Genomic DNA, 16,071 nt, shown 5'->3' on the forward strand with positions numbered 1-16,071 from the left:
CACCTTACCTGTAACTAAGTAAAGGAGGTCCATTTCGGTAGAGGGTGGTGGGAAATGGGCAGACTTCGAAGGGCTCACCGGCCGCCCCGTGGAAAGCGTCCCATTCCCCGGAGCCCGATCTCTCCTCCACCCTTAAAATAAAACCGCAGTGCATACAAGCACTGCGGTTTTTATACTTTCCTTATTTCTTAATAAGCAAGTCCGAAAAGACCTTTGATGTGGGAAAGATAGCGGACGTTACTCGCTTCTTTCATAACAGAAGCAGGAAGTCCTTTCAGTGGTGTTGCGTTGCCACCTACAGAAGCTACCGCATCTTTACGGCCAAGACTTGCAAGCGTACCTGAGTTAACAGGGCTGAACTCTTCGAAGTCTTTCTTGTTCAAGTAAGCGTATAGGTTGTAGCCGATCAGCTCACCCATCTGCCAAGCGATTTGGGCAGTTGGCGGTTGAGGACGCTCCTCACCCGGTTTGAAGTAAACAGCGCTGTCTCCGGCAACGAATACGTCTTCGTGAGAAGTAGACTGAAGGTAGTTGTTGACCGTTGCACGGCCGCGGTTGACTTCCAAGCCTGATTCTCCGACAAGCGGATTCCCTTGGACTCCACCAGTCCATACGAATGTGTTTGTAACGATCTTCTGACCATCTTTCAATTCGACAACGTTTCCTTCTACGTTCGTGACAGGAAGGTTCGTCAGGAATTCCACGCCGCGCTTCTCAAGGCTTTCCGTTGCACGCTGGATCAAGTTGTCCGGAAGCATCGGAAGGATCTTAGGCATAGCTTCAACAAGCTTAAGCTTGATGTCAGACGGGTTCACACCGTATTTACGGGCAAGTTTCGGAGTTTCGTCAGCAAGTTCACCAACAAGCTCGACACCTGTAAGTCCGCCGCCGCCGATAAGGATCGTTGCATCAGCTTCGTCCTTCGTTTGCGCATACGTACGAATACGATCTTCTACGTGGTTACGAATACGGTTGGCTTCTTCCGCAGACTTCAATACCATGCTGTTCTCTTCCAGACCAGGAATACCGAAGTAAGCTGTCTTACTTCCAAGTGCTACAACAAGTGCATCGTAAGTAAGCTCGGAGCCATCATCCAGTTTGATTTGCTTGTTATCTACAGAGAAGGACTCTACTGTAGCGATCTTGATATCAACAGACTTATCTTTAAGCAGTTTCTCAAGTGGAAGAGCTGCTGCTTTTTCAGAGATGTTACCCGCTGCAAGACGGTGCAGTTCCGTAATGATTTGGTGAGTAGAGAATTTGTTGATCAGCGTGATGGACGCTTCTGATTCACTCATATATTTGCGGACATTTTGAGCAGCCAGCAATCCGCCGTATCCGCCGCCTAGAATGACTATGTTTTTTGACATGTTGGTTCCCCCATTTCCAGAATTTATTTGTGGTTACGTTCTGCTGAAACTTTCAAGTACGCATTAACGAAACGGAAAAGCTTCTGAGCCTGTGGATCCTTCAGCATCTTAAGAAGACCGAATAGTCCGATGACTTCGTTGCTCTTCTCTGCCTGATCCTTCGCTTCGATGGCTGTAGCAGCTACATCTTTCACAGAAGTTTTCACAGGTTCTACGATTTCAGAAAGGAATCCTGCCGTATCTTCTTTCAACACTTCATCTGTCGCAAAAGACTGCACCGTGTCATAAGAAGCTGAAAGGATCGTTACCAATTCTGTAAGCTTAGGAAGTTCTTTCACCAAAGTGGTCAAAGATTCCTGGACCTCTGGATTGGAAAGTTGATCCAACAGTTCACGTTCATCTTGAGTGACGGCTTTCTGTTCGCCTTGTTCTCTAGTCAATTCTGACATATCCACTTCTCCTTTTTTTAGCATATAGCTAATTTATAATTAGATAATTTATATCTCGTAAAATATTTTCTCCGACTATAATAGAGTAAAATATAATTATGTGAATTACAACACATACAAGCAAAATAAGTCATTTTATGTTAGAATGCTGGGTTAACAAAATGTTATAAATGTATTTTTTTTACTTTTTAGTTCTTTTCTGTACGGCTGCACCGGTTCTCCTTGTACTTCTATTCCCTGTCACGCCTCCATGCAAGCGCCCTTCTTTCCAATTGCGCAACGTATTTCTTTTTTGCGGGACTGTATCCGCTCGTGCTTTCATGAATGGCAGCCAGTTTTTCCTTGAACCGGCTGTACGCCTCCACTTCCTCCGGGTGTTGAAGCAGGTAATCTCTTAGAATTAAATGTCTGTCAATCTGGGAATTATCCTGCTGGTAGAAATGAAGGTGATGGGTTCGCTGATGGCCGCCCTTCCGGAACAGCCTTCTTCCTTCAATCCCCCATTCCCCTGCTGCTTCATATCCCTCTGCTTCCAACAACGATGCATAGCCATCGACCGTTTCTATCCTGCGTACAAGCCCCATCATATCGATGACCGGTTTAGCTTTCATGCCAGGAACGGCGGTACTCCCGAAATGCTCGATGGAGATGATCTCTTTACCGAATATCCGCGTTAACAGCCGGGCCTCTGCCTCAAATCTTGTTTGCCACTCTTTCTGATAATCGGTCAGACGCACTTTCAACGTCTTTCCCCCCTTTTTTAATATGTTCCGCAAAAAAGCCCGCATATGGATAACCACATGCGGACGTAACTGCTTTTAAGAGGACTGCTCGAATACTTTTTTCACTTTGGGAACGACTTCCGCACTTCCTTTATCAACATCCTCGATCATCATCGAAACGAGGAGATCCCGGGATTCCGTATCCCAAGCGACAAACCAACCGTTTTCTTGACCATTCTCATCTTCCAGTGACTGTTTCAACTCGGCTGTACCTGTCTTACCGGCAAGCGACAAGCCCTCTGTCACAGGTTTATGGGCAGTCCCTTCTTCATCAGCGACAACCGCACGCAGGTCTTCTTTAATGGTTGCTGCCGTCTCTTCCGATAGCACGTTCTCATGCCACGGTTCTCCTGCTCCTTCGTCTTTTATCAACGTCGGTTTCAGAAGCGTACCGTCCGTTATAAACGGCGTGTAGGTCATCGCCAGATGCAGCGTGCTCATCTGAACCTGCCCCTGCCCATAGCCGGTATCGGCAAGCAGCGGCTCCTGCTCCTTGAATGCATCAGCATTCAGAATCTGAGAGGACTCGACTGGATAAGGGAAAGGAATATCTTCTCCGAAGCCGAACGGTTCTGCCCCTTTAAGGAACGCTTCGCCTCCGATTTCCAGGATGGACCGAGCAAAATAAATATTGTCGGAGCGGACGAGTGCATCACGCAGATTCACTTGTGTATCGACGGCAGCTCCAGGAACCCGGGTGACAGAGTATCCTCCCCAGCCGTCCTGTGTGTATGTGCGATCAGAAATGGAAAGCTCTTCTGCCGGATCAATGGCTCCCGTTTCAAGACCGATTGCTGCGGTAATTGGTTTGAACGTAGATCCTGGTGAATAGGTCCGCGTGAACTTGTTCAGCAATGGACTTCCCGGTGCCTCCTGAAGCTTCTGACGCTCTTCAGCCCCCATGCCGAGTATGAATTGGTTGGGGTCATAGGCAGGTGCGCTGACCATTGCCAGCACTTCCCCTGTCGTAGGGTTGACGGCAGAAGCGGAGCCGGAGTCATCCTTCATTTGGTTATAGACATTCTTCTGGACATCGGATGAGATGGTCAACGTAACATCTTCTCCAGCTACCGGCTCTGTTTCAGCCAATACCTCTTCTTCGTTGCCTTTCTCGTCTCTGATGGCGACCTTTCCTCCCGGTGTCCCGCGCAGTCGATCTTCGAAAACAGCTTCCAGTCCTGCCTGACCGATCCTGCTCGTACTGGAGTACCCTTCGCCTTTTCTATCCTCCAGCTGCTCCGCGGTAATCGCTCCTACGTACCCCGTCAAATGAGCGGCAGCTTCTTTCAGTGGATAGACTCTTGCTCCTTCTGCCTTGAATATGAACCCTTTCGGAAGTTTTTTCAACGCCTCGATTTTCGCTTCGTCATCCGCTGCAACTGCTCCAATCGGCACGAAGGAACTAGGCTCGACCCAGGACTGATCGAGTTTCGCGTCAATCGCCTCGACCGTCATGCCAAGCTCTTCCGAAAGCCCTTCCTTCAATGCTTCTTCCTGTCCTTCTTCGATCTGCTCCGGTACCAAACCGACGCGTTGGACTTCTCCATTAACGGCAAGTCCCTGACCATCCGCATCAAATATTTCCCCACGCTCGGAAGAAAGCGAATCGGCATAGACCGTATAGCCTTCCTTCATTCCAGGAAAGATCATGGAAGAGTCCCAATCGATTGCCCAGCGTTCTTCTTCGCCTTCTTCAAACACGAGATTTGCTGCATGAGTGAAATCAATCTCTCCACCGATCGATCCCATCTTCACTCCAAAATCGAAGGAAGGTTCCTCTCCCTCTCCATTGTCTTCCGACTCCTCGGGCAGATCATATGTAACCGCCAAGTCCTCCATGGAGATTCCGTCATAGATGGTTTCATAGCGATCCACAAATTCTTCTTCTGTCATCAAACCCTGGGAACTTTCACTTAACAATCCGTACATTTTGTCGTACTCTCCGTTTTCCCAGGCATCCATATAGGCCGTGAACGTATCTTCAGGCTTCGGCTGCTGACTGCAGGCAACAAGGCTTAAAAACACCAGGACTGCAGCCCATAGCTTCCAACTCCTCATAAACTCTCCCCTTCTTCTGTCATCTTCTGACAAAACTCTAGTATCTCTTACATAGTATATCAAAATATTCTGTATCAAAAAGAATCCAGCTCGTAAAAGAGCACGCGGCCCTTTTTCCTGGTCCACGTGCTTTCTGTTTATCGATTGAATTCAATAAGATTGCCGTCGGGGTCGGAGATAAACACTTGATGCCACTCTGTTTTGTTGTGCGGCTTATTCAGCATGGCCACATCATTCGCTTCCATCTTCTCTATGAATGCTTCCACATTATGTACACGTACAGCAAAGTGGGCATCGCGGGAGTCAATTTCCGTCGTATCTCTCCTCGCTTGTCCTGCCTCGTGCTGAATCAAATGGATTTGGGTCTCTCCTAATTGATACCAGGCACCGGGGAAGCCGAAGTCCGGGCGTTCCTTACTTTCTTGAAATCCCAATACTTCCCCGTAAAAATGTTTCGCCCTATCCAGATCCGTTATTAATATAGATACATGATGAATCCCTTCATACATTTCCAAACACTCCTTCTTTCTCTTACGTCTACCCTTTTTACATTCCATATATCCATACTAAATCCCTTTTAGATATTTGCTATACTAAATAATGGAATGGATGAAGGAGGAGGAACCGAATGAAACGACTATATTTCCTGCACGGGTTCATGGGGACAGCAGAAACGCACTTCCAAAGCCAGCTTATTCATTTAAAAGAAGAGTTTGAACTTGTTCCCCTCGATTTACCAGGACATGGATCCTGCTCAACAGATGCCGGTGATCCATACTTCCCGTCAGCCCTCCAATGGGTAATAGAACGGATACAGGAAGAAGGAAAGGGCTTCCTATGGGGATTGTCCCTCGGAGCTTCGCTTGCTGTTCATACCGCGATCAAACTTCCACAGTATGTAGAAGGAATCATCCTGACAGGCTACACTCCCAGGGTCCCCGAGTCGCTGACAGAGGTGATGAACAAGCAATATGACTACTTCCTTCACATCGAAGAACACGAGAGAAGCCTCGCCGACCAGTTCAAAGCCCTGCATGGGGACAGGTGGAAATCCACATTGAGAAACGTACTTCACGGGATGACCTTCCACTACCCTGCATTAGATGATGAAGCAATCGAGCAATTAACCGTTCCGACGCTCGTATTAAACGGAAGCACAGAGAAGCACGAACGGGAAGCTGCCATACATATGAAAGCACGTAACGCTGCCATCCAGATCGGTCTGCTTCCGAACGCCGGCCATACTGCAAATATGGACCAACCGGAAGCATGCAGTAAATTGGCATCGTCCTTCCTGCAAGGCTTGTAGACTAGCGAAACCATTCGACAAGGCCGATCATACTTAACAGTCCAATAAGAAAGGAAAAGGTCGCCAGGCGCTCGTATCCATGACCGTGTGTTTCCGGAATTAATTCTTTATATACGATGAACAACATGGCACCGGCGGCGAACGCGAGCCCGTATGGAACGATCCATAGCGCTGCACCAACGGCGAAGAAACCGAAGACGCCCGCAAAGAACTCAATACAGCCGGTAAGTGTCGCAAATAAAAATGCCCGCAGCTTGGACACTTCCTGATTCATAAGAAAGAGCGCGACAAGAAAACCTTCCGGAGCGTTCTGTAAAGCCATCGACAAAGCGACCACAAGCCCGAGATTGTCGACATCACTGGCAAGGCTGGCTCCGACTGACAGTCCCTCCGGAATATTATGAAGCGTCATGGCAACGACCAGCATCATCCCCTGAAACGGAAGCATCCGCCCATGCCTTTCATGGTCTGCATCGATGTGGGGAAGGACGTATTCCAAGGCATTTAATAGAAGCGCCCCCAGCAGGACTCCGAAACAGAGGACATATAAATTCGTCAGTTTAAGCGATGCCGGGATCAGTCCGTATGTAGAAGCAGCTACCATGACCCCAGCTGTGTAAGCAAGAATTGTATCCATACCCCTGTGGGAAATCTGCCTGATGGCAAGAACCGGCAGTGCCCCGGCCGCCGTTGCGAAAGCAGATATCAACATAACTCCGATATTCCAATCCATGCCGCTCCCCCCACATTCGTCCTGCTTCCACTATACGTAACAGCATGTCCGGATAGAAGCTCTTTTCTTTCACACAAAAAAGCCCCCTTTAAGGGAGCCTTTTTCGCAGACTGTCTAGAAACTCCGAGAAAGGGATCAAAGGGAGAAAAACCTTCCTCTCATGAAAATTTCAAAGCAACCATCGATAACTATAGAATACAGGAATGAAACGAAAGATAGACATGTATAACAAAGGGTGGAGGGGAATAAAGCAGACTCCTGTGGGAATAGTGGCACAGGTGAGACCCCGGAAGAGCGCAGCGATGAGCAGGCTCGCCGGCCACCCCACGAACAGCGCTCTATTCCCCGGAGCCCGATTTCTCCCTCTGAAAAGTACTTCTTCTACAAGTTGAAAAAAGGCTCCCTGTAAGGAAGCCTCATCGTCATTCACCCAGCTGCTGAATTTCTTCGATTTGATCAACGATCTGCGACAGCTCACTCATTGTCTGAAACAGTTCTGTGTTTTCAATGACGGACGGGTCGAGTGTTCCGTTCTCCACGTTATCCAAGTAAACTTGGATGCCCTCCAATGCCTTGTCATTCTGTGAAACGACCTGTTGATGCAGATCTTCCGCAACAGAAGGCGCATCCAGCTCATTGAATTCTTCTATATCCGCCTTCATTTCTTCCAGCTTTGTCTCCAGCTCACCAGCGGCATCCGGATCTTGAACTGCCTGTTCCGCAAGAGACGGTGCTTCTTGTGCAAAAGAACTGGCTTCATTGGCATATTCCGTCGCTTCATTGACGTACGACAGGGAATTATTCACTCCCTCCAGCATCGAACAACCGCCGAGCACGCCGATTGCTCCTACTAAAGCTGCCGATAATTTCTTCATGTCATCCCTACTTTTTTCTTTTAGTATAGCACGAACCCCATAAAAATAGACCCTCCATCCGAGGGCCTTCCTGCTATTATCAATAGACTCCCTGGCGGTTGCCAGGAAGCAGAAATTTCCGGTATTCATAGTGTGATTTGGGTGATCAAAGCTTTCAGTTTCGTAATCGACAGCGGTGGTGCGACAGGATAATGCTTCTGGATAAAAGCATCCTTCTTCTTATTCCAAGCCTCCGGACCGACCTTTCCATCAAGAACGGCCATCATCTTCCCAATCAAGAGATTCGGATCCTGAAAAATGTATTCGCTCAGGTCGCTGTAGTAATTCGTAGTGCTCGACGCTAATGCTTTCAACTTCCAAATGAATGCTGGTTTACCAGCAAGCAGTGCTTCCATCACGATCGTCGATTCGTAACTGACGACCGCATCCACATTTTGCAGCAGATCATATAAGTGCACACCATTTGCGAACTTGACCGTTTTATATTTTTGCTGGAGGGCAAGCGTTTGGGACGTTCTACTCTGTTTGCCGTTCCTCGGCTTGATCAGAATGTTGTATTTCCCTGTTTTCAAGAGCTTATCAATGATGATTTGTGGAATTTCCGTCTCCTGATGATGCAGAACCAGCAGAATGGTCTTTTTAGTCGGTACAAGTTTGAACTTCGCCTGAAAGACTTTGGGAGACATCGGTTTTCTCTTCACCATTTCGTCGAACCTAGGATGGCCGACCACTTTGATGACTGCCGGAGGGACACCTTTACTGGTGTACCAGGCTACATCTTTCGTCCCGTACACACCGAGATAGGTAGCGGCACGCGGGAGGTAGCCGAATTCAAGCAGTGGAATGCCGTGCTGAAGACAAATGGAGGGAATCCCTTTACTTGCAGCTGTCAATGCCAGTATCCTCGTGTCACTGCTGTTCGTCGTACCAAGCACGAGACAGGAAGCCGGGTAGCTCGCGAAAAACTTATTGGCAGCGAAGATCTGCTTCATGACGACCGGAATCTGTCTCAGAAATCGTTTCTTGAAATGTTTATTCCCGTAAATCAGATGCGATCGTTTGGAGAGAAGAATACGATTTGCTTTCTTTTTGAAATTATCTATCATCTTCTTAGGAATCGTTTCATATTTGCTTAATGCAATAGACGGAATAGATGATTTTACCTGGGACGGCCGATGCATGAGCAGGAGAGCTTTACCAGGCTTGAATTGTTCAGCGATCAACGAAGAAGGGATGCGAAGGACATTGTCATAGAAGACGACCCTCCCTTTCCTCTTCACTACTTTCTTCCGGTAAGGGGCCAGATGTTTTTCAAAATGAGCCTGAATGCTTTTTTCTTTGACGATTTTTGTGCGAAGTATTTTCTCCGCTCCTCCGCCTTTCAATTTATGGATGGCATTTTCATGAATAAGGACATAATATGGCATGACGAGAGGCAGGGAAATCCCAAGGTAATTCAATGCTTTAAAGTCATTAATGAAATCACAATAGGATGACCAATACCTTCGTTCGAATTGATTCATGGTAGTCAAAGAACCTCCTTTCTGAAGGACCCGTGCAGCCATAGGTCCCTACCATTTATGAGTCCTTAACTATCTTATGCCGGGATGCTGATTCTGTATAGTTGTGTGACTATGGTGCAGAAGGGAGAAAAATTTAATGACGAAGGAGCTTGAGATGAATGTTTGGTTGACACATACATTTCTTTGATTTTCCTCCTTTATTACAGACTGAATATTCCCTCTATTCATCCAGTTGTACAAAATGACGAATTCGGTATTGTCTTCCAGTTTTCGCGTGCTATACTGTGGATATTAACTGAATAAACGATTTCATATAATAGCAGGGATACGGCCTGCGAGTTTCTACCGGTTCACCGTAAATGAACCGACTATGAAAGGAAGAAAATAAGATGGATGATCGTGTTTGTCATGGTCGTTCTCTACGTTACATGCGCAGCAGCTTTGCTCCCTTCATAGTCAGGGAATGAAGCTGCTGCGCATTTTTTACTTTCCATAAGGAGTGATCCATTCTATGCATCTACTAGAAGAAAAGATAAAAAAAGAAGGCCGCGTCCTTTCCGACACGGTGATCAAGGTCGATTCCTTTCTCAATCATCAGATCGATCCACAGTTGATGAAGGAAATCGGTGAAGGCTTCGCCGAACGATTCCAACAGGCCGGCATTACCAAAATCCTGACGCTGGAATCCTCCGGCATCGCACCGGCCCAAATGACCGGACTCAGCCTTGGAGTACCCGCCATATTCGCAAGGAAGCGGAAATCCCTGACGCTGAATGACCATCTCTATTCTGCCGAAGTCTATTCGTTCACGAAACAGCAGACGAATGAGATATCTGTTTCGAAAGACTACCTGACTGCCGAAGATACCGTCCTCATACTGGATGATTTCCTCGCCAATGGACAGGCAGCACTCGGGCTTGTTGATATTGTTGAACAAGCCGGGGCAGCGCTTGCAGGTGTCGGAATTGTCATAGAGAAGGGATTCCAAGACGGCAGGAAGCGGCTTTTGGACAAAGGCATCCGGGTGGAGTCGTTAGCCATTCTATCTTCCCTTGAGAATGGAGAAGTACGCTTCGCTGAAGAGGAGGCGTCCGTATGAAAACAGGTGCACTGGCTGTCCAACACCTCCTTGCTATGTATGCGGGAGCCATTCTCGTCCCACTGATCGTCGGTGCTTCTCTCGGTCTGAATTCCGAGCAGCTCACTTACCTGGTCGCCATAGACATCCTTATGTGCGGCGTGGCGACGATCCTCCAGGTACTGAGGAACCGCTTCTTCGGGATTGGTCTCCCGGTCGTTCTCGGATGTACGTTCACAGCCGTCGGGCCGATGATCGCCATCGGCGGCGAATACGGGGTATCTGCGATATACGGGGCAATTCTAGTATCCGGTTTGTTCGTCATCCTCATCAGCTGGTTTTTCAGTAAATTGGTCCGCTTCTTCCCTCCTGTCGTCACGGGTACGGTCGTTACGATCATCGGGATTACCCTGATCCCTGTTGCTATCAACAACATGGGAGGCGGCGAAGGAGCAAGCGACTTCGGATCCGTTTCAAATATTGCCCTTTCTTTCGGTACGCTCTTATTCATCGTGCTCTTATACCGTTTCACGACAGGCTTCACCAGATCTGTCGCTATTCTGATCGGCATCATCGCCGGCACCGCGGCAGCATCCTTCATGGGGAAAGTCGATGTCACTTCCGTCATGGAAGCTTCCTATTTCCATATGGTCGAGCCCTTCTATTTCGGTACGCCCACCTTCCATTGGTCTGCCATCCTGACGATGATCCTCGTTGCCATGGTGTCTCTCGTTGAATCGACGGGTGTCTATTTCGCTTTGAGTGACTTGACGAAAAAAAAGATCGAAGAGAAGGATTTAGCCAACGGCTATCGAGCAGAAGGGATCGCCATTCTGCTTGGAGGAGTGTTCAACGCCTTTCCTTATACGGCTTTCTCCCAGAACGTCGGGTTGATGCACATGACAGGCGTAAAATCACGGAAAGTCATTTTCGTCACAGGCGCCATGCTCATCACCCTCGGATTCATTCCTAAAATTGCAGCCCTGACCACAATCATCCCGGAACCTGTGTTAGGGGGCGCGATGGTTGCGATGTTCGGCATGGTCATTGCACAGGGAATCAAGATGCTCAGCGCCGTCATCGCGGAATCACACGAGAATTCCATGATCGTCGCCTGTTCTGTAGGAATGGGGCTCGGCGTAACGGTCGTGCCCGAGCTGTTCGCCAAGCTCCCTCAAAGCTTTCAAATCCTCACGAGCAACGGCATCGTCGCTGGAAGCGTGACAGCAATCGTTTTGAATATCCTATTCCATATGCTCCCTTCCAAAGCCTCTAAGAAGGTTACGGTACTAAGCGAACGAGGAGCTTGAATAAACAAGGGGAGCGTAAATGCTCCCCTTGTTTATTTCCATAGAATGTATATACTTATTTAAAAAACAACCAGGGAGAGATGACCATGAACATCCACCAGGCTACCATCGAAGAAGTGGAAGCAGCCGCTGTTTTATTCGATCAATACCGCCAATTCTACAAGCAAGATCCGGATTTAGAAGGAGCGAAAGCCTACATAGAACAACGAATGACGCGGAAGGACTCTGTCATCTTTCTCGTAAAAGAAAAGGATAACTACGTCGGCTTCACCCAGCTCTATCCGACCCATTCTTCCATTTCCATGAGGAACGCTTGGATATTGAATGATTTGTATGTCATACCAGCAGCCCGCGGCAAAGGCATCGGAGAACTTCTGTTGAACAAAGCCAAAGACTTTGCCAAAGATACCAGAGCCGTCAGCCTCAGCCTGTCGACTGCTTTTGATAATTATACGGCGCAAAAGCTGTACGAGAAAAAAGGGTACAGCAAGGAAGCTGATTTCTTCCACTACAGTCTTCCCCTGGACGAAGCCGCAACTATACAAAATCCCTGATAACAGGTAAGGTCAGGCACAGGTCCCGACCTTACCTGTTTTTTTTGTCAAAAGGCCCTCATCACCTTCTTCCTCTTCCCGCACCTCCTGCATTCATAGATTGCTCCCGACGCCATTTGCTCATCCCAACCGATATGAACGAAACTGTGCCAGCCGACCCGGCAGCGAATGGCGGTCTCTTTATTAATCCTTACAGCATAGACGGTGAATAAGAACACAGCGGCGAAAAGACAGAGAAAAGGGAAGAAGATGAGGGCATCCCCCGTGATCCATCCCCATAGAAACAGAACCAAAGCTGCGAACAAGAAGACACCGGCAGACTTCTCTATCATGATATCCTCTCCAGACTTAAGCAGAATGTTCCTTTTATTCCCTTCCTTCAATCAGAAAAACTCTTCCTGGGAATATCCCAACAAGAGTCGCTTTCTGCTGTTATTTCAATTTTTTAAAGACCCGAAGCGTATACGCCTTCAATCCGGCAGCTTTTGCATTGCTTTCCGTCACTTGTTTAAAACCGAGATCTTCAAAGATAGCTTTGTAATTACGAGGGAAAATGTGCCAACCTGATGCTTGTTCTGCCTCGACCGTGATGATGTAATCCCGGGATATCCTTGCCATCTCTTCGAAAACCCAGTCGCTGTCCGGGTGTATATGAAGGAGTACGGCCATGGAAAACACGAGATCATAGGAATTGGACGGCAGGCGTTTGATGATTTGTTCCACGGGTGCATTCATGATGTGCGCCGCTTCGGCTAATTCCGGAAACGTCTCCTTCATCGCCATTACCGCTTCCTCGCTGATCTCAATTCCACTCAGGTTCTGGTAGCCCTGCTCTCTTAAATAGTTCAAGTTTCGACCGACGTTGCAGCCGACCTCCAGAATTTGTCCATTTCGGACGATGCATTTGCGGATATATTTGGTCAGGAACTCACTTCTCTCTACTCTCGGAGCATACAAATCTGGTGTACTGCTGCTCTTCCAGTGGTCATGAAGCTCTTCCATCGTTTTTTTCTCTTCTTCCATTCTCTTTATCCCCCCTTCTATTTTCAAGCATACGTTATTCTATGAAAGTTATGGAAAAGCGTATTGGTAGATGACTAAGATACTCTATCTTTTTATCGTTCGTTACAGAATTAAAGATCGAACAAGCTCTGCCAGAACCTTTGTAGAGGTTCCACTGCGGTTCTGGTAAAGGGATGCAATCGTCTTTTCCCTTACAGCATGATACCCCTGTTTATACGACCCGTCCTCAAGTAAAAGACAGAGGGCTTCAACGAGCTCTTCCGGCTTCTCAAATCGATAGTATTCCAATGAATCGTAATAATTGGTAGAACTGCGGGACAGGCTGTTCAGCGACCAAAGCAGGACAACCTTTCCAGCAAGCATCGCCTCAAGAACGATCGTAGAGTCATAACTGATCACCGCATCCACATGACGGAGAACGTCATGCAAAGGCAGATCATCGACATAAGTGAGTTTTTTATATTTCTTGGCAAGTGCAAGCGTTGCCTCCGATTGGCGTTGTCTGCCGTTTCGTCGCTTGACTACTATGTTGCACACCGCATTCTTTTGCAGCTCAGAAAGAATGGAATCCACCATCTCCATCTCTTCATGATGAAGCACCAAAAGGATAGTCTTCCTCTTTTTATTCAACGATAATCGATGACAGAAGGCTTCTCTGCTCATCCCTTTCCTCTTATAAATATCATCCATACGCGGGTGGCCGATCATCCGCAGAGTAACGGACGGAACCCCCCGGCTCTCATACCATCGCTTGTCTCTTTCCCCATAAACGGCCTGGAACGTGGCCACTTTAGGAAGATAACCGAACTCCAGCATAGGAATACCATGCTGCAGACAGATAGTAGGAATGCCCCGCTGCGAGGCAGCAAGTACGAGACTGCGGCTGTCGCTGCTGTTTGTCGTACCGACGATCAGACAGGAAACTTCTGTCGTTTCAAAGAACTTGGCAGCTGCCGCGATCTGCATAAGCGCAGAAGGCAGCAGCATCCGAGCCTTCTTCCGGAAGTGGACATTTCCATAGATCGGATGGTCGATATACTGATCCATCGTACTATTCCATTCTTTGATGAACGATTTCTTCGTTTCCTTATCCACCTGCTGAAGCGAATAGAAGTACTTCGTCTTATAAGCTGTATAGGGATTGACCGACTGCTTCTGACGGAGAATCAATGTCTCGGCCGGAGGGAAGGAAGACCGTAAGAGGTATTGGGGAATTCTTAATACCGCATCATAAAAAACGATTTTCCCTTTTCTTTTCATATTTCTTTTCTTATACGGCCTCAGTACTTGTTCAAAACGTGACTGCAGATCTTCTTCCTTCGCTAATGGGACAGACCACCTTCCCGCTGTAGCCGGGGTTCCTAACTTATGCAGCCCGCGATCCATGATCAGCACATAATAAGGGAGCACAAGCGCAGCAGGAATACCCATAAACTTCAACCCTTTAAATTTATCAAGAAAATCAAAATACGAACTCCAATAGTCTCTTTCATAATCATTCAAACGGAACCCCTCCTTGTTTCGAGAGACGCCGCAGGAGATCCATCAGTCTGGTACCGGACGGCTTGGCCGTTGGGTACGCATGATTCAGAAACGCCTGCCGTGTTTCTTTCACCTGCTGCTTCCATCGATCATCGCTGAAGTATTTCCCTACCATACGGGCTACTTTCATAGGACGCGGATCTACTAACGGGACCAGTCTGTCAAAATAACCTGTATAGGTCGGAAAAGTAGTGGATAGGACGAACACTGGTTTATCCGCGATCATCGCTTCCAGACCTACGGTTGATAAATAGGTTAAGACGACGTCGCTGTGGTGGATTAAATCATATAATGGAATCGCTGCGGATGAATAGATATGAGGAGAAAGTTTCGTGAGCGGATGAGGTGTGCCCCGATAGAGGAAGTCTTTGATGATGATATTATAGTTTCCTTCTTTACTTAAGTTCTGGACCAGCGTCTTCCACTTATCGACTTGTTTATCTTCTCTTACAATGACAAGAATCGTTTTTTTACCCGGATTTATTTTCAGCTGATTGACAAGCTCTGATTTCATTAGGGACGAACGGCGGAAGAGGTTATCAAACCGCGGATGACCAATGATTTCAACAGCCGTCTTCTTTACACCGATCTTCTGAAACCATTCCGATTCAAAATGTCCGTACACTCCTTCCACGTCAGCAATTTGGGGCATGTACCCTATTTCATCCCCGATAATTCCATGCTGCATGCAAACCGTCGGGATACCCGCTTCTGCCGCTACCATAGCTATCGTCCTGCTCTGATAATAATGGGTGGATGCAAAAACGATACAGGATACAGGGTTTTTTCGAAAGAAACGATTAGCCTCTTCGATTCTCTGGACAATCCCTGCCAATTGTTTGTGGAAGTTCACTCGAAACGATGAGTGGTTAAACATAGGATGACCAGAGTATGTTTGAATGATTTTATCCGCCTGCTTCTGCAGCACCTGGACGCTTGCTTCTACAGGGGCACGATAGGAACTCAAATAGTTGGACGGTACACCTTGGACCGGAATCCCTTTAACGATTTTCGGCTTCTTCTTTGCAGGAAAATCCTGAAGCAGTACGGTCTGGTCAGGGCGGAAATGCCGCTCCATCGTCTCTTTCGGGAAGCGAAGGAGATTGGCCGCATTGTACAACACAATTTTACCCTTTGGAGCCCTCATCCTTGGGAACAGTTTACTCTTTTTCTTTTTCACATGGGACTGTTTGTATTGATCGAACAGTGCCTGCAGAGCCTTTCTATCCTTCACATCCTTGGATAAATGTTTACGGAAGGCTGCATTCGGTAGATTCTCCCATATATACGTATTCTCATGGTTCAAACTCCTGAAATGGCACAGGTAAGGAATAGAAAACCCTTTATACCTGATCGACTGGAAAGCAGATAAAAACTCTGCATATAAGGACCAGTAATTTCTTGAGGCGTCGTTCATGTCCACACTCCTTTCTTTTTTAGTGAGATTACTCCTAACTATATATAT

General features: G+C 47.5%; 16 protein-coding genes and 1 riboswitch. Of the genes, 4 read left to right on the forward strand and 12 right to left on the reverse strand.

Annotated features, from left to right (window positions below):
* Positions 1-188: 188 nt before the first annotated feature.
* The 5 genes from AXG56_RS16655 to AXG56_RS16675 form a co-directional block, all read right to left on the reverse strand.
* Positions 189-1,370 carry an NAD(P)/FAD-dependent oxidoreductase gene (locus AXG56_RS16655; RefSeq protein ID WP_008640430.1) on the reverse strand — a complete coding sequence of 394 codons (1,182 nt, stop codon included), beginning with the start codon at positions 1,368-1,370 and terminating at the stop codon, positions 189-191.
* 23 nt (positions 1,371-1,393) lie between these two features.
* Positions 1,394-1,819, reverse strand: a complete 426-nt coding sequence (locus AXG56_RS16660; protein WP_008640429.1) for a DUF1641 domain-containing protein — start codon at positions 1,817-1,819, stop codon at positions 1,394-1,396.
* 230 nt (positions 1,820-2,049) lie between these two features.
* Positions 2,050-2,562, reverse strand: a complete 513-nt coding sequence (locus tag AXG56_RS16665) for a GrpB family protein (RefSeq protein ID WP_062515553.1) — start codon at positions 2,560-2,562, stop codon at positions 2,050-2,052.
* Between the two features lie 75 nt (positions 2,563-2,637).
* Positions 2,638-4,659: a penicillin-binding transpeptidase domain-containing protein gene (locus tag AXG56_RS16670; protein WP_062515555.1), complete on the reverse strand. Its 2,022-nt coding sequence runs from the start codon at positions 4,657-4,659 to the stop codon at positions 2,638-2,640.
* 137 nt (positions 4,660-4,796) lie between these two features.
* The gene (locus AXG56_RS16675) at positions 4,797-5,168 is read right to left on the reverse strand and encodes a VOC family protein (RefSeq protein WP_008636440.1); all 372 of its coding nucleotides are present in this window, start codon (positions 5,166-5,168) and stop codon (positions 4,797-4,799) included.
* Between the two features lie 119 nt (positions 5,169-5,287).
* On the opposite strand from AXG56_RS16675, the gene AXG56_RS16680 reads away from it, so the two are divergent.
* Complete coding sequence (locus AXG56_RS16680; RefSeq protein WP_062515557.1) at positions 5,288-5,968, forward strand: alpha/beta fold hydrolase; 681 nt, start codon at positions 5,288-5,290, stop codon at positions 5,966-5,968.
* Position 5,969: 1 nt separating this feature from the next.
* Here the strand turns inward: AXG56_RS16680 and AXG56_RS16685 are convergent, their stop codons facing one another.
* The 3 genes from AXG56_RS16685 to AXG56_RS16695 all read right to left on the reverse strand — a co-directional run bounded on the left by AXG56_RS16685 (position 5,970) and on the right by AXG56_RS16695 (position 9,099).
* Positions 5,970-6,701 carry a ZIP family metal transporter gene (locus AXG56_RS16685; RefSeq protein ID WP_026578761.1) on the reverse strand — a complete coding sequence of 244 codons (732 nt, stop codon included), beginning with the start codon at positions 6,699-6,701 and terminating at the stop codon, positions 5,970-5,972.
* Between the two features lie 422 nt (positions 6,702-7,123).
* Positions 7,124-7,576, reverse strand: a complete 453-nt coding sequence (locus AXG56_RS16690; RefSeq protein WP_008636432.1) for a DUF6376 family protein — start codon at positions 7,574-7,576, stop codon at positions 7,124-7,126.
* Positions 7,577-7,701: 125 nt separating this feature from the next.
* A complete protein-coding gene (locus AXG56_RS16695) occupies positions 7,702-9,099 on the reverse strand; it encodes a hypothetical protein (RefSeq protein WP_062515559.1) in 1,398 nt (465 codons plus the stop codon).
* A 289-nt stretch (positions 9,100-9,388) separates the two neighbouring features.
* A riboswitch (purine riboswitch) is annotated at positions 9,389-9,490 on the forward strand.
* A gap of 120 nt (positions 9,491-9,610) precedes the next feature.
* Here AXG56_RS16695 and AXG56_RS16700 point away from each other — a divergent pair.
* The 3 genes from AXG56_RS16700 (at position 9,611) to AXG56_RS16710 (ending at position 12,041) form a co-directional block, all read left to right on the forward strand.
* The gene (locus AXG56_RS16700) at positions 9,611-10,198 is read left to right on the forward strand and encodes a xanthine phosphoribosyltransferase (protein ID WP_062515561.1); all 588 of its coding nucleotides are present in this window, start codon (positions 9,611-9,613) and stop codon (positions 10,196-10,198) included.
* Positions 10,195-11,487 carry a nucleobase:cation symporter-2 family protein gene (locus tag AXG56_RS16705; RefSeq protein WP_008636428.1) on the forward strand — a complete coding sequence of 431 codons (1,293 nt, stop codon included), beginning with the start codon at positions 10,195-10,197 and terminating at the stop codon, positions 11,485-11,487. The genes AXG56_RS16700 and AXG56_RS16705 overlap by 4 nt, the downstream gene beginning before the upstream one ends.
* A gap of 86 nt (positions 11,488-11,573) precedes the next feature.
* Positions 11,574-12,041: an N-acetyltransferase gene (locus AXG56_RS16710; RefSeq protein WP_062515563.1), complete on the forward strand. Its 468-nt coding sequence runs from the start codon at positions 11,574-11,576 to the stop codon at positions 12,039-12,041.
* Between the two features lie 47 nt (positions 12,042-12,088).
* Here the strand turns inward: AXG56_RS16710 and AXG56_RS16715 are convergent, their stop codons facing one another.
* The 4 genes from AXG56_RS16715 to AXG56_RS16730 form a co-directional block, all read right to left on the reverse strand.
* Complete coding sequence (locus AXG56_RS16715) at positions 12,089-12,373, reverse strand: hypothetical protein (RefSeq protein WP_152413366.1); 285 nt, start codon at positions 12,371-12,373, stop codon at positions 12,089-12,091.
* A gap of 100 nt (positions 12,374-12,473) precedes the next feature.
* Positions 12,474-13,064: a bifunctional 2-polyprenyl-6-hydroxyphenol methylase/3-demethylubiquinol 3-O-methyltransferase UbiG gene (locus tag AXG56_RS16720; RefSeq protein WP_026578766.1), complete on the reverse strand. Its 591-nt coding sequence runs from the start codon at positions 13,062-13,064 to the stop codon at positions 12,474-12,476.
* Between the two features lie 102 nt (positions 13,065-13,166).
* Complete coding sequence (locus AXG56_RS16725; RefSeq protein ID WP_062515565.1) at positions 13,167-14,567, reverse strand: hypothetical protein; 1,401 nt, start codon at positions 14,565-14,567, stop codon at positions 13,167-13,169.
* Complete coding sequence (locus AXG56_RS16730; RefSeq protein WP_062515567.1) at positions 14,560-16,023, reverse strand: CDP-glycerol glycerophosphotransferase family protein; 1,464 nt, start codon at positions 16,021-16,023, stop codon at positions 14,560-14,562. The genes AXG56_RS16725 and AXG56_RS16730 overlap by 8 nt, the downstream gene beginning before the upstream one ends.
* Positions 16,024-16,071 lie beyond the last annotated feature (48 nt).

This window comes from Halobacillus sp. KGW1 (genome assembly GCF_001592845.1).
Lineage (GTDB): Bacteria > Bacillota > Bacilli > Bacillales > Halobacillaceae > Halobacillus.

Excerpts from the sequence above, each read along its gene's own strand:
- AXG56_RS16655 (WP_008640430.1), bottom strand. The coding sequence starts at position 1,370 with ATGTCAAAAAACATAGTCATTCTAGGCGGCGGATACGGCGGATTGCTG.
- AXG56_RS16660 (WP_008640429.1), bottom strand. The coding sequence starts at position 1,819 with ATGTCAGAATTGACTAGAGAACAAGGCGAACAGAAAGCCGTCACTCAA.
- AXG56_RS16670 (WP_062515555.1), bottom strand. The coding sequence starts at position 4,659 with ATGAGGAGTTGGAAGCTATGGGCTGCAGTCCTGGTGTTTTTAAGCCTT.
- AXG56_RS16675 (WP_008636440.1), bottom strand. The coding sequence starts at position 5,168 with ATGTATGAAGGGATTCATCATGTATCTATATTAATAACGGATCTGGAT.
- AXG56_RS16680 (WP_062515557.1), top strand. The coding sequence starts at position 5,288 with ATGAAACGACTATATTTCCTGCACGGGTTCATGGGGACAGCAGAAACG.
- AXG56_RS16685 (WP_026578761.1), bottom strand. The coding sequence starts at position 6,701 with ATGGATTGGAATATCGGAGTTATGTTGATATCTGCTTTCGCAACGGCG.
- AXG56_RS16690 (WP_008636432.1), bottom strand. The coding sequence starts at position 7,576 with ATGAAGAAATTATCGGCAGCTTTAGTAGGAGCAATCGGCGTGCTCGGC.
- AXG56_RS16695 (WP_062515559.1), bottom strand. The coding sequence starts at position 9,099 with ATGAATCAATTCGAACGAAGGTATTGGTCATCCTATTGTGATTTCATT.
- AXG56_RS16700 (WP_062515561.1), top strand. The coding sequence starts at position 9,611 with ATGCATCTACTAGAAGAAAAGATAAAAAAAGAAGGCCGCGTCCTTTCC.
- AXG56_RS16705 (WP_008636428.1), top strand. The coding sequence starts at position 10,195 with ATGAAAACAGGTGCACTGGCTGTCCAACACCTCCTTGCTATGTATGCG.
- AXG56_RS16710 (WP_062515563.1), top strand. The coding sequence starts at position 11,574 with ATGAACATCCACCAGGCTACCATCGAAGAAGTGGAAGCAGCCGCTGTT.
- AXG56_RS16715 (WP_152413366.1), bottom strand. The coding sequence starts at position 12,373 with ATGATAGAGAAGTCTGCCGGTGTCTTCTTGTTCGCAGCTTTGGTTCTG.
- AXG56_RS16720 (WP_026578766.1), bottom strand. The coding sequence starts at position 13,064 with ATGGAAGAAGAGAAAAAAACGATGGAAGAGCTTCATGACCACTGGAAG.
- AXG56_RS16730 (WP_062515567.1), bottom strand. The coding sequence starts at position 16,023 with ATGAACGACGCCTCAAGAAATTACTGGTCCTTATATGCAGAGTTTTTA.